Raw genomic sequence first — 12,909 nt, 5'->3', positions numbered from 1 at the left:
CATGTCGGACACGTCCTCTCATATAAGTTATTTTACTAACTTAGCTCGATTATGTCCATGACTCTATATTACATCCAGTTGAAGCTAAATGATTCGCTTCTAAAGCTAGTAACTGAAGAACGGATTACATCTATAAAATATTTCGAGTTAGAAAACGAAATCACATTGTTGAATAATGAATTTAGAAATGATTTAAATCAAGTGAAGTGGAATCGATTATTAACTGAAATGCTTGGGGATAGAAAAAGTTACTTTAAAAAGCAAAATGAAATAATTAATATCACTATAAGTGAGTTAATTGATCTGGATGTAGAGGAGAGGTTAGCTAAATCAAAAGAGAAAGTTACGGAAAAATCGATTGAATTGGTCGCACTTGAAATTAAGTTAGCTGCACTAAAAAAAGATATTGAAGAAAAGCGTAACGAATTGAAAAAACAAATGGCATCAAAAGAAAGTGTATTGTTAGCGAGTAAAAAAATTGTGTTTGCAAAGTAAGTTAAAGAAAATTCTTATTGAAAAAATGAATTGAATAACTTAAATAACATTCGTATCTTATCTGTGAAAGACAAAAAATAATATACAAACCGTAAGTGGTGACTATAAATAGTTACCAATGTCAAAAAGATTGAATTACAACTGTTAATAAGTGATGACATGAAGTTAGTAAATGCTTAAAATCATTACTGCTACTGGGGGTTTGCATAGTAGTTTTTAGTCAATATTAATAGTAACTAATAAAAGGAACTTTATAGGAAATGTACTCTTAACAGTGGTTAAAATACAACTAGATACTCATATTGGTGACCATTAATAAGCTCTATTAAGTCATATCCTTTTAAACCTGGAGGGCTTATTACTTTAATTACATAAAAATTCTTTCAATCAAAAAGACGTACTATTACTTGGATCCTTTTAAAGAGGTAGTATAGTTCGTTTTATTTTAATTAATATAAAAGAAAGGAAAATCAACGCATCTTAATAAAAAGTAATTGAATTATTTTTAATGGTAACAAGAAAATTTTTTATCAAAAACACTTTACTTTATTTTTCGCAACTGTTATATTTGTATTAAGTTAAAAAAATCGGTTTGAACTTCAGCCCTATTTTTTTAAAAACAAATAAAAAATTAATCTAATTACTTTTTAAAGTAATTAGAATTAGGAGGTATTTATGGAGGGTTTAAATAGTTTATGGAAAGCTTTTGATGTTTTAAGAGGTGAAGTAGATACAAGGACACAAAAGAAATTAGTAACTTCAACAATGATGGTGAAGTTTTTGGAAGCTGATGATCGTTTTAAAGTTCCAAAGCTGACTAAATGGAGTAATATTATTTTTTCCAATCAGGAATTGAAAGACAATTTAGTAAAGGCCATATTAGATATTGAAAGTAAAAATCCAGAGTTAAAAGGTTTATTTGCTATACAAGAAATCATGGATTTAGATGATAAAACTGTCGAGAGATTAGTATCGCTTATCAATAAAATTCAAATTACACCAAAATTATTTCAAGACACGTTATATTTTTTAACTTCTCAAGAAGGTAAAGGGGGAGGTGAGTCGATCACACCGAATTCTATTACTACGCTACTACCACCGCTATTAAATATTAAGTCTGGTTCCGTCTATGATGGTACAGCAGGTATCGGTTTACTTTTAACAGAGGCAGCTAAGTATGCAAATGAGCATGGACAAAGTGTTCAACTATTTGGTCAAGAAATAAATCCATCAACGTACGCTCTAGGTAAAATGAATTTGATTGTTCAAGGATTCGATTTTAAATATGCATTGGGAGATACTTTATTAGAACCTGCATTTGTAGAAGGACAACTTAAACAGTTTGATTATGTACTTATGAATTTCCCGTTTATGCTAAAAAATTGGGGTAGTGAAAATGCTGAATATGACCTGTACAATCGTTATAAGTACGGCATTCCAAGTAATTCTAATGCGGATATGGCATTTATACAGCACGCATTAGCATCATTAAAAGAAGATGGGAAAGCTGCACTTGTCGTTACACATGGTACTCTATTTAGAGGCGGTGCAGATAAGAAGATTAGGCAAGCACTTATAGATGAAGATTTAATTGAAGCAGTTATTGGTCTTCCGCAAAATCTATTTGCTACTACTAATATCCCTGTAGTTATTCTTATTTTAAATAAAAACAAGTCATCTGAACGTAAAGGTAAAATTCAATTTATTAATGCGCAAGACCATGTAGAAAAATCACGTGGGCAAAATATTTTAAGGTTAGAGGATCAAGAAAAAATTATAAATGCATATTCTAATGCGGAAGAAATAAAACAATATAGCATGTTTGTTTCTATTGAGGATATTGAAGATGCTAACTTAAATATCGGAAATTATTTTACTGTTGACGATGTGGAAAGTATCTTTGGAGAAGTTTTAGTTAATAAAAATGCTTATGAAAATTCACCGGAACCTAAAGTTATTATGAAGCAATTAGCTACAATCATTAGAGGGATGAATACGCCGCCCAAAAAAGAATTAGAGCGGCAGGATGGCGAATACCAATTACTTCAATTAGCGGATGTTCAAGATGGCAAAATTCAGTTCGAGCAGTTAAATGCAATTGATTTAGATCCAGAAAAGGCCAATGCTTATGAAGTAATAGAGGGGGATATTCTATTATCTAGTCGAGGTAGTGCAATTAAAATTGCTGTTGTCCCGCGTTTAGATCGGAAGCTTGTTGCATCACATAATTTTATAATTATTCGACCTAACAACGATGTGAATTCTTATTTCATTAAATCGTTTTTAGAAAGTCCAATTGGTACGTATTATATAAGCTCTAAGCAAAAAGGTACTGCTGTGACAGTGCTAAGCGTTAAGGATATTGAATCGATTCTTGTTCCCAAAGTAGATGCTGAAACGCAAAATAGATTAGGAGTAGCATTTGAAGAAGCTGACAAGGAACTGGAAAGAGCGATTAAGCAGGCGAAGGAAAAATACAGTTCCAATTATTATGAATTATATGAGAAAATAGGACTAACTAATTCGTTTAAATCAATTGACTATTGAATGTTATTTCAAGTACAGAGGAATCCCTAAAAGTAGGGATTCCTTATAAAATATGATTTACAAGGAGATTTATATATGGCTAAAAAGAAAGAAACAAAAGAAAAAAGTATGGAAGAAACTTTATGGGAGTCTGCTAATAAATTACGCGGTTCTGTAGAGGCATCTGAATATAAACATGTCGTGTTAGGTCTTATCTTTTTAAAGTTTGCAAGCGATAAATTTGAAGAACGTAAAGCGGAGCTGATTGCAGAGGGGAAAGAAAAATATGTAGACATGGTAGAGTTCTATACGATGAAAAACGTATTCTACTTACCTGAAGTTTCACGTTGGAGTTATTTAATTGAAAATGCTAAACAAGAGGATTTGGCTTTAAAAATTGATACAGCCCTTGCTACTGTAGAAAAAAATAACCCATCGCTCAAAGGAGCATTACCTGACAATTACTATTCACGTTTAAACCTAGAAGTAAGTAAACTAGCATCATTAATTGATACGATTAATAATATCGACACTTTAAAAGACAAAGAGCAGGATATTGTTGGGCGAATTTATGAGTATTTCCTTAGTAAATTCGCATTAGCTGAAGGTAAAGGAAAAGGAGAGTTCTACACGCCAAAAAGTATTGTAAAACTAATTGCTGCAATGTTAGAACCATATAAAGGGAAAATCTATGACCCAGCTTGTGGTTCTGGTGGTATGTTTGTTCAATCTGTTAAATTCATAGAATCCCATCAAGGAAGTAAAAAGGATATTTCTATTTATGGACAAGAATATACAAATACAACGTACAAACTAGCAAAGATGAACCTAGCTATTAGAGGAATTTCAGCGAACCTTGGGGAAATGGCTGCAGATACTTTTTTTAAAGATCAACATCCGGATTTAAAAGCAGATTTTATCATGGCGAATCCTCCTTTTAACCAGAAACAATGGAGAGAGGAAAATGAATTAACTGATGACCCACGTTGGGCAGGCTACGAAGTACCACCTAAAGGAAATGCTAACTATGCTTGGATTTTAAACATTGTATCTAAATTATCAGAGAATGGTGTAGCTGGATTTTTATTAGCAAATGGTGCATTAAGTGGTGGTGGCGATGAATATAAAATTCGTAGAAAATTAATTGAAAATGATTTAGTAGAGGCTGTTCTTGTATTACCTATGAATATGTTCTATACAACTGATATAAGCGTAACTCTCTGGATTTTAAATAAAAATAAAAAAGCTAGAACAATTGAACAGAACGGTAAATTAAAGGAATATAGAAATCGGACAAATGAATTTTTATTTATGAATTTACGAGATATTGGCGAACCATTTGAGAAAAAGTACATTCAATTTACTGAAGAAGATATTAAAAAAATTGCTGATACTTATCATCGTTGGCAAGAAGTAGAATATGGTAGAAATTATGGAAATATAGCGGATTTTTGTTATAGTGCTGAATTAAAAGATATAGAAAAAAAGGATTACTCATTAGTACCAAGTAAGTACATTGAATTTAAAGATAAGGGTGAAGATACCGATTTTGACGGAAAAATGCAGTTATTACAAAACGAATTTTATTCTTTGCTAAAAGCTGAGGAACGCTCTAATAAAGATTTACTTGCACTTTTTAAGGAGTTAGGCTATGAAATCAAACTATAAAAAACTAGGAGAAGTTATAAGGAAAGTAAATATTCGAAACAAAGAACTTAATATTACAAATTTGATGGGCATAAATATTGAAAAATTTTTCATGCCATCTGTGGCTAATACTGTTGGAACAGATATGTCTAAGTACAGAATAGTTAATCAAGGCCAATTTGCATGTAATAGAATGCACGTAGGTAGAGACAAAAGATTGCCTGTAGCTCTATGGAATGGAAATGAAAGTATAATAGTCTCACCTGCTTATGATGTCTTCGAAGTGATAGATACAGAAGTATTAGAACCGGATTATTTAATGATGTGGTTTTTACGTGAAGAATTCGATAGAAATGCGTGGTTTTATACGGATGCTGATGTGCGCGGAGGTTTAAATTGGGAGGATTTTAGCAATATGCCTATCCTACTTCCCTCGATTATAGAGCAAAGAAAAATAATAAAAGAATTCAATATTTTAGAAGATAGAATTAAATTAAACAACCAAATTATATTGAAATTAGAAAAAACAGCTCAACTTATTTTCCAAGATTTATTTTTTGATTCTGAAAATACGGATAGTAACAGAAAGGTAAAGTTAAGTAATTATATAGAAACAAATCCAAAGTTAAGTTTGAAAAAAAATGCTATAAGTACATTTATTGAATTAAATGATATAACAACTACAACTATGTGCATAAAAGGATTTGTAAAAAGAAAATTTACGGGTGGATCAAAATTCCAAAATTATGACACTTTATTAGCTCGAATAACTCCAAGTTTAGAAAATGGAAAAACTGCATTTGTTGACATTTTAGAAGAGGGAGAGATAGCGGCTGGGTCAACAGAGTTTATTGTGATGAGAGCAAAAGAAAGTATTAGCCCTTATTGGGTATATTGTTTAGCTAGAGACGAAAATTTCCGTTCTTATGCAATAAGTAGCATGGTGGGTTCATCTGGAAGACAAAGGGTACATGAAGATTATTTGGGAGAATATGTTGTGAATGAAGTTGATTTTGATAAAATGAATGACTTTCATAATTTAGTAAAAACTATATTTGCAAGAGTTAAATTAAAAGCTATAGAAAACAAAAAACTTTCGATGTTAAAAATGATATTTCTATTAAAACTTGCAAAGGCAGGTGAATGATTATGAAATTCACAGAGCAATCCTTAGAGAAAGCTGTAATAGAACTTTTTGAAACTGAAAATTTTCAATATCAGAGTGGAGCTTTTATTCAAAAGGAAGATAAAGAGGTACTAATACGTGAGGATTTAAAAGCATTCTTATTAAAACGTTATTATAAGGATAGTATTACATTAAACGAAATTGAGAGTATTATTCGACAATTAGAAATATTACCTTCATCAATATTATACGAAAGCAATAAAGCAATAATTAAGGTGATTTCTGATGGCATTATTTTGAAGCGTGAAGATCGAAGTAAAAAGGATTTATTTATTCAATTAATCGATTTTGATCCGAAGCAAGTAGATAATAATATATTTAAAATAGTAAACCAACTTGAAATTCAGGGGTACGAAAAACGTATCCCTGATGCAATCGTTTATATTAATGGTATACCTTTAGTAGTAATTGAATTTAAGAGCGCTATAAAAGAAAATACGACTATTAAAGATGCTTATACACAATTAACGGTGCGCTATCGTAGGGATATCCCGGAGCTATTTAAATACAATGCTTTTTGTGTTATTAGTGATGGTGTTAATAATAAAATGGGATCGGTATTTGCCCCATACGACTTCTATTATGCATGGCGTAAAATAGAGGGAAATGAGCTATTTGAAAAAGATGGAATTGATTCGCTTTATACGATGGTAAAAGGGCTATTTAATAAAGTTCGTTTTTTAGAAGTAATTCGTCATTTTATTTACTTCCCAGATACAAGCAACAAGGAAATGAAAATTGTTCCGCGCTATCCTCAATACTATGCAGCGACAAAATTATTAGCTAGCATTAAGAAAAATATGAAGCCATCGGGAACCGGAAAAGGTGGTACATATTTTGGTGCAACAGGCTCGGGGAAAAGTTATACGATGCTTTATCTTACTAGGCTTTTAATGAGAGATAAAGAATTACAAAGTCCAACTGTTGTTATCATATCGGACCGAACGGACTTAGATGATCAACTTGCTGGACAATTTACGAATGCAAAGAGTTTTATTGGGGATGAGCAAGTAATTAGCGTTGAAAGTCGAGACGATTTGAAAACGTACTTACGAAATCGTAAAAGTGGAGGCGTCTTTTTAACTACCATTCAAAAGTTTAGCGAAGATATTGATTTATTAACTGACAGAAACAATGTAATTTGTATTTCAGATGAAGCGCACCGCTCGCAAACTAACTTGGATCAAAAAATCATTCAAACAAAAGATGGGGTTCAAAAGAAGTACGGATTTGCAAAACATTTACATGATTCCTTACCTAATGCTACATACGTAGGTTTTACAGGAACACCTGTAGACGCTACGATTGACGTTTTTGGTCAAGTGGAAGATGCATATACAATGTTAGAGGCAGTTTATGATGAAATTACAGTTCGAATTGTTTATGAAGGAAGAGCTGCGAAAGTAAATCTGAATGAATCAAAGCTTCAAGAAATCGAAGAATATTATAAAGTCTGTGAAACAGCTGGAGCTAATGAATATCAAATAGATGAAAGTAAACGTGCTGTAACTCAAATGGAAGTAATTTTAGGGGATCCGAAGCGACTAAAATTGATTGCAGAAGATTTTGTAGAACATTATGAGAAAAGAAATGAAGAAGGCGCGACTGTTAAAGGGAAAGCGATGTTTGTTGCAGCTAATAGGCATATCGCATTCGATTTATATAAGGAAATCATCGCGTTACGACCTGAATGGGCAGAAGTTAAAGTGTGTGATGATGGTGTAAACCTTACAGATAGAGAGAAAAAAGAAATTAAGCCTATGGAAAAAATTAAAATGGTCATGACACGTAACGGGGACGATAGTAAAGAGTTATATGATCTTTTAGGCACGAAAGAGTACCGAAAAGAATTAGATCGACAATTTAAAAACGAAAAATCAAATTTTAAAATCGCTATCGTGGTCGATATGTGGTTAACAGGATTCGACGTACCATCTCTTGATACAATTTACATTGATAAACCTATCCAACAGCATACGTTAATTCAAACAATTTCACGAGTAAACCGTGTTTATGAAGGTAAGGAAACTGGCTTAGTGGTCGATTATTTTGGTATCAAAAGTAATTTAAATGTAGCTATGAAGAAGTATGGAGTGGTTGAAGGAGAGAATTTTGATGGCATCGAAAAAGCTGTAGTAATAGTAAAAGACCAACTTGACTTATTATCACGAATTTTCCATACGTTCAATAATACAGTTTATTTCACTGGAACCCCTTTACAACAATTAGAATGTCTAAATCGAGCAGCGGAGTTTGCACAACAAACAGAGCAATTAGAAAAGCGTTTCATGGCTATCACTAAAAAGCTTCGTTCCGCTTACAATTTATGCGTTTCTAGTGAAGAAATTAATCAAATTGAGAGAGATTATGTTCATTATTATTTAGCGATTCGATCAATCATTCATAAGTTAACAAAAGGTGAAGCTCCAGACACTGCTCAAATGAATGAAAAAGTAAGGCAGATGATGGAGGAAGCTCTAATTAGTGAAGGAATTGAAGAAGTCTTTAAGTTAGATAAAGACGACCCTAATAATAGCTCGGATTTATTTAGCGAAGACTATTTAAATAAAATCAATAAAATTAAATTGCCGAATACTAAAATTAAGCTTCTTCAAAAATTATTAGCGAAAGCCATTGAAGAATTTAAGAAGACGAATAAAATGCAAGGTGTAGATTTTTCAAAAAGGTTTAAAGCGCTAGTCGAACATTACAATGAAAGAACAGATTTTCAAGTGTTACAAAGTGATGTATTAGAAGATGTTGCCGATCAATTTGCAGACTTATTCGCGGAATTATTAAAAGAACGTGATTCATTTATTGATCTAGGAATCGATTTTGAAGAAAAAGCCTTTTATGATATTTTAAAAGCAATTTCGGAAAAATATAAGTTTGAATATCCACATGAAAAACTGATCAAATTATCGCAAGCAATTAAAACAATTATTGCAGATAAAGCTAAATATACAGATTGGTCAAGTCGAGATGATATTAAAGCCGAATTAAAAGTAGACCTGATCATTACGCTTGATGAAGAAGGATACCCACCTGTACCAAGTGATGAGGTATTCAAGGAGATATTTGAGCAGGCCGAGAATTTTAAAAAGTTTAGGACATGATAATAGTTAAAAAACATCTTTTTAGCATAGAAGATGTTTTTTAACAAACTTAATTACCATAAAAAACATAGAAGGTGATGTTTGGTTTTGTGGAAGCTTAAAGAAATAATTAAGGACAAGAATTTTTGGAAAGGCTCATGGGTTATTCCAGGAGCATCATTTGTTGTAGCTACAACAATCCTTAGTTTTATTAATTTTGAAAATGAATTGATAAAAATTTATATTTTTATTGGTTTAGTTTGTGGTAGTTGTGTGTGGATAGTTTTCAGCTTAATTTTAAGTTTTCAAATGAAAGAAGTTAAACTAGACATAGATGGTTCAGAAATAGAAATAAGAAAAGGCGATATTTTTACGTATCCTCGAAATGTTTACAAGGTAATAGCTTTTAATGAATTTTTTGATACCGTAGTAGATGACAAAATAATCGCAAGTTCATCCTTGAATGGACAATATTTAAATGAATTTCACTTGAATGTAACAGACTTAGATGAAAAAATTTTACAAGATGATAGAATGCAATCGAGGATAATAGAAACGAATGTAAATCGTCCATTAGGTGGGAAAACTACACGTTATCGATTGGGTTCGGTATATAAGGACATGGACTTTTTCTTAGTAGCTTTTTCAAAGTTTAATGATGAAAATGAAGCCAATTTAAAACTGCACGAATATGCCAACTGTTTAATTAATTTCTGGAATGAAGTAAATAATCTTTATGCACAAAGGGAAGTTGTTGTTCCGTTGTTAGGTTCAGGTATAACTAGGCATCAAGATTTTGATGCTACACCGCATCAATTAATTGAAGTAATGCTTTGGACATTTAAGATTAGCAAGGTCAAATTTAAAGAGCCTTCTAAAATTACAATAGTTCTACATGAATCTCAATATAAAAAAGTAAATTTCTATAAACTAAAGGAGTTTGAAGAAAATGGCTTATAAAAATGGTAACTATTCTGCTTTTTACGTAAGTGAACCTTTTAGTGAAAGTAATCTGGGTGCATCAGCTACCAAGGATTTTGTCTCTTACAATCTTTTAAGAGCATGGAAAGCGGCCGATAGTACTTTTCCTTTTAATGATTCACACAATAAAAATTACAATGTTAGGGACGGAAGTGATTGGGAGAAAACATTAAAACCTCGACTACGCGATAGATTGAACAACTCTAAAAATATTGTTTTGTTTTTAAGTTCACATACGAAGAACAGTAGAGCATTACGCGAAGAAATAGAGTACGGAATTGGAAATAAGGGGTTACCGGTAATTGTCGTTTATCCTGAACTGCAGAATAAGAGTGATATTATCGATTGTAATTCAAATACAATTAAAGAAAATGTAAAAAAATTGTGGGATAATCTACCGGCATTTCGTAATTATATGAATCAAGTGCCTACATTGCATATACCATATAAAAAAGAATTAATTAGAATGGCATTAAATGATTCAGATTTTATGGTAAATACAAAATGTAAGGTAAATTCATATTTTTATAAGTGCTAAAGTAAAGAAAAAAATATTTCAATTAATATTTAATATAAGAAGATGTGTCGAAATTTATTTATAGCTGTACCAAAATGTTAAATGTTTTTGGTACAGCCTTTTAATGTTACCTATTGTTCGGGGTATTCATCGTAGATTTGCCCCTTTAAAACTCGCCCCGTTTTATGTTTCTGAACCCCACCCCATTGTTTAAAGAAAAATGGTACGCTATATTTTTCGCATTGTAATTTAATATTCCAAACCCAGTCCTCTTCTATAGGTCTAGATCTAGGTCCGGATTCGCCTCCAACAATTACCCAATTAATACTCGTTAAATCTAAATCGTTAAGTGGTCCTAACAACGGCTCACATGATAGAAATTTAATTTGAGCTGCTGTTTTCCTTAAATCTTCAATTCTATGCAGTACAGTTTCATTTTCAATACTAACACCCATCCAAATGTTTTCTCCCCAAATAAGTTCATCTGAAATAGCAGCTAATCTTGATGAACGCTTCGTTAATATTTGGTAAGTATGATGGGGCGTATCGTTCATTGTATTGAAAACTTTCTGTATAAAATCTAATGGAACGTTTTCATGAAATAAATCTGACATAGAATTAACAAACACTTTTCTAGGTTTTTTCCAAGTGTAGGGAAGTGAAATTAAATCTTCATGCAAAGTAACATTAAATCCATTTAAATAACGTGGATTTCCCATAGCGTGAAGTCTTTTGGCCATTCTCTCTGCATAACAATTTTTACATCCAGCCGATACTTTATTGCAGCCCGTAACAGGGTTCCATGTAACTTCGGTCCATTCTATATTTGAAGAGCCAGCCATATGCTAAACTCCTTTCTGATTATGTTCTATTAAAACAACGATAGTTGCGAGTGTTGGTCTTGTTCAACTAAATAATCGATTGTACTTTGATTTAAATTAAAGTTAAAAGTAACGTTAAGATTATTTCTTGATAGAGTACTATATCCACCAGTTGATTTATTGCAATATTTTTTAGCATTCACTAATTTTTGTAGATAACCGTAAATGGAATTTGAATCGTCTTTGAATCGATATGACAGTGGTGTGTTTTCTAAGAAGAATGTAGCTATTTCTTTTAGTGTAGCTTTGTAAGGAAAGTGTTTGTATAAATCGAATAAGAAGTTTTTGTACGAATAATTTTCGTATGCTATTTGGTCATTGAATAAATCGGAAATAATATTTTTTGATTGATTATTTTCTTCCGCATATGCAGCTTCAAGATGTTCTGTTTCTAAATCAAGAGTAATCATTGCGGATTTCATAGCATTAAGTCCTTGCAAATCTTTTGTAATAAATACTAAGTGGAAATACACGTTAGGATTTAACTTAGTATGAATGCGTTTTGATAATAAGAATATTTCTTCGGAGCATGCTTTTCTAAATTGTTGTTTATAAAATGCAATAATTTTATCCTCTAATTTAAGATCGAAATCAGAATAAAAATCAGTTTGTTCGTTTGCACCAAGTTCAACGTAATTAATAAGATCTTCAGTTAACGTTTCAATACCGAAAAATTCACATAAAGAATCTTTGCTTTTATCGATTTTAATATTTCTTACTAAAGAATAGCTCATGACGTTTATTAAAAGTTCATGTGATTTATTTTGCATGATTTCTGCAAGTGTTTTCATAGGAAGCCCTTTATAACCAAATGGATCAATAAAATATAATGCCGGATTCATTTTAGTTCTTTTATTTAATAAAGGTGCATTTTCTTCAAATGTTCCCAAAAAATTATGGATTTGATTAGGAAAAGGCGCAGTTACTTTAATTTTTACTAAGTTGTCATGGTATTCTTTGTCTATTTCAATAGTATTGATATTAAAAGGCAAGCATTTATTATATGTTGTATTAAAGCGCTGCTGGGTTTCGAAAAGCCGTTCCATAGCGATTTTAGGAGAACCACTTTTTCCATCATTAAACTCACCTTTTCCAGCAAAACAATCAACAAAATCAACTTTATTAATCGGACTGCCAAATGAAGCATTCGATAAAATTGTACCCCATTGAATTAAGTATTCTTTTAAAAGAAAATGCTTTAAATCCGTTTGGATATCCTTCTTTTCAAAATGTTTTTCTGATGTATTCAATATGAATCCCCCCTAAAATAATCATAAGTAAATTATACACTTAAAGTTACTTTTAAGGCATTATATGGATTATAATTATAGTGGTTTGTTGATAATAAAATATTAAATTTTCTATAATTTGGAGGTAACATATGAATGAAAAGGAAATAATTCTATCTAAAATTGCGGAAATTATTAGTAGACGTTATTTTTTTATTAAAAGTAATTCAGAATTTAAAGCACGGTTAAAATGTGTAGGTCTTAATAATTTTTTTGAAAAATACAATGACTACTTAGTTCCATATGTTTATAAACAAGGTCATACAAGAAAACATGAAAATCCTAATGAAGA

At 31.3% G+C, this 12,909-nt stretch carries 10 protein-coding genes; 8 read left to right on the top strand and 2 right to left on the bottom strand.

Annotated features, from left to right (window positions below; genetic code table 11):
* The first annotated feature begins 168 nt into the window (after positions 1-168).
* From ACTHOQ_RS18085 to ACTHOQ_RS18055, 7 genes are all read left to right on the top strand, one after another.
* On the top strand, positions 169-495 hold the full coding sequence (locus ACTHOQ_RS18085; protein WP_440497543.1) for a hypothetical protein: 327 nt from the start codon (positions 169-171) through the stop codon (positions 493-495).
* A gap of 675 nt (positions 496-1,170) precedes the next feature.
* Positions 1,171-3,042, top strand: coding sequence for an N-6 DNA methylase (locus ACTHOQ_RS18080; RefSeq protein ID WP_440497542.1), 1,872 nt, complete (start codon positions 1,171-1,173; stop codon positions 3,040-3,042).
* 75 nt (positions 3,043-3,117) lie between these two features.
* Positions 3,118-4,689 (top strand): type I restriction-modification system subunit M, encoded by a 1,572-nt coding sequence (locus ACTHOQ_RS18075; RefSeq protein ID WP_440497541.1) that lies wholly within the window; start codon positions 3,118-3,120, stop codon positions 4,687-4,689.
* Entirely contained in the window at positions 4,673-5,815 is a 1,143-nt protein-coding gene (locus tag ACTHOQ_RS18070; RefSeq protein ID WP_440497540.1) for a restriction endonuclease subunit S, read from the top strand. The genes ACTHOQ_RS18075 and ACTHOQ_RS18070 overlap by 17 nt, the downstream gene beginning before the upstream one ends.
* A gap of 2 nt (positions 5,816-5,817) precedes the next feature.
* Positions 5,818-8,970, top strand: coding sequence for a type I restriction endonuclease subunit R (locus ACTHOQ_RS18065; protein WP_440497538.1), 3,153 nt, complete (start codon positions 5,818-5,820; stop codon positions 8,968-8,970).
* Between the two features lie 87 nt (positions 8,971-9,057).
* Complete coding sequence (locus ACTHOQ_RS18060; protein WP_440497537.1) at positions 9,058-9,909, top strand: macro domain-containing protein; 852 nt, start codon at positions 9,058-9,060, stop codon at positions 9,907-9,909.
* Complete coding sequence (locus ACTHOQ_RS18055; protein ID WP_440497536.1) at positions 9,899-10,468, top strand: TIR domain-containing protein; 570 nt, start codon at positions 9,899-9,901, stop codon at positions 10,466-10,468. The genes ACTHOQ_RS18060 and ACTHOQ_RS18055 overlap by 11 nt, the downstream gene beginning before the upstream one ends.
* 110 nt (positions 10,469-10,578) lie before the next feature.
* Here ACTHOQ_RS18055 and ACTHOQ_RS18050 read toward each other — a convergent pair whose 3' ends face one another.
* Positions 10,579-11,289, bottom strand: a complete 711-nt coding sequence (locus ACTHOQ_RS18050) for a DUF5131 family protein (protein WP_440497535.1) — start codon at positions 11,287-11,289, stop codon at positions 10,579-10,581.
* Positions 11,290-11,318: 29 nt separating this feature from the next.
* Entirely contained in the window at positions 11,319-12,578 is a 1,260-nt protein-coding gene (gene tcmP / locus ACTHOQ_RS18045) for a three-Cys-motif partner protein TcmP (protein WP_440497534.1), read from the bottom strand.
* Positions 12,579-12,709: 131 nt separating this feature from the next.
* Between tcmP and ACTHOQ_RS18040 the strand changes: the two genes are divergently transcribed.
* On the top strand, positions 12,710-12,909 hold a 200-nt coding region (locus ACTHOQ_RS18040; RefSeq protein ID WP_440497533.1), incomplete at its 3' end, for a hypothetical protein.

The sequence above is a fragment of the Solibacillus silvestris genome (assembly GCF_051967575.1).
In the GTDB taxonomy this organism is placed as follows: Bacteria; Bacillota; Bacilli; order Bacillales_A; family Planococcaceae; genus Solibacillus; species Solibacillus silvestris_B.
Note: the sequence above shows the minus strand (reverse complement) of the source record. Positions and strands in the feature narration are given on the sequence as shown.

Excerpts from the sequence above, each read along its gene's own strand:
- ACTHOQ_RS18070 (WP_440497540.1), top strand. The coding sequence starts at position 4,673 with ATGAAATCAAACTATAAAAAACTAGGAGAAGTTATAAGGAAAGTAAAT.
- ACTHOQ_RS18055 (WP_440497536.1), top strand. The coding sequence starts at position 9,899 with ATGGCTTATAAAAATGGTAACTATTCTGCTTTTTACGTAAGTGAACCT.
- ACTHOQ_RS18050 (WP_440497535.1), bottom strand. The coding sequence starts at position 11,289 with ATGGCTGGCTCTTCAAATATAGAATGGACCGAAGTTACATGGAACCCT.
- ACTHOQ_RS18075 (WP_440497541.1), top strand. The coding sequence starts at position 3,118 with ATGGCTAAAAAGAAAGAAACAAAAGAAAAAAGTATGGAAGAAACTTTA.
- ACTHOQ_RS18080 (WP_440497542.1), top strand. The coding sequence starts at position 1,171 with ATGGAGGGTTTAAATAGTTTATGGAAAGCTTTTGATGTTTTAAGAGGT.
- ACTHOQ_RS18065 (WP_440497538.1), top strand. The coding sequence starts at position 5,818 with ATGAAATTCACAGAGCAATCCTTAGAGAAAGCTGTAATAGAACTTTTT.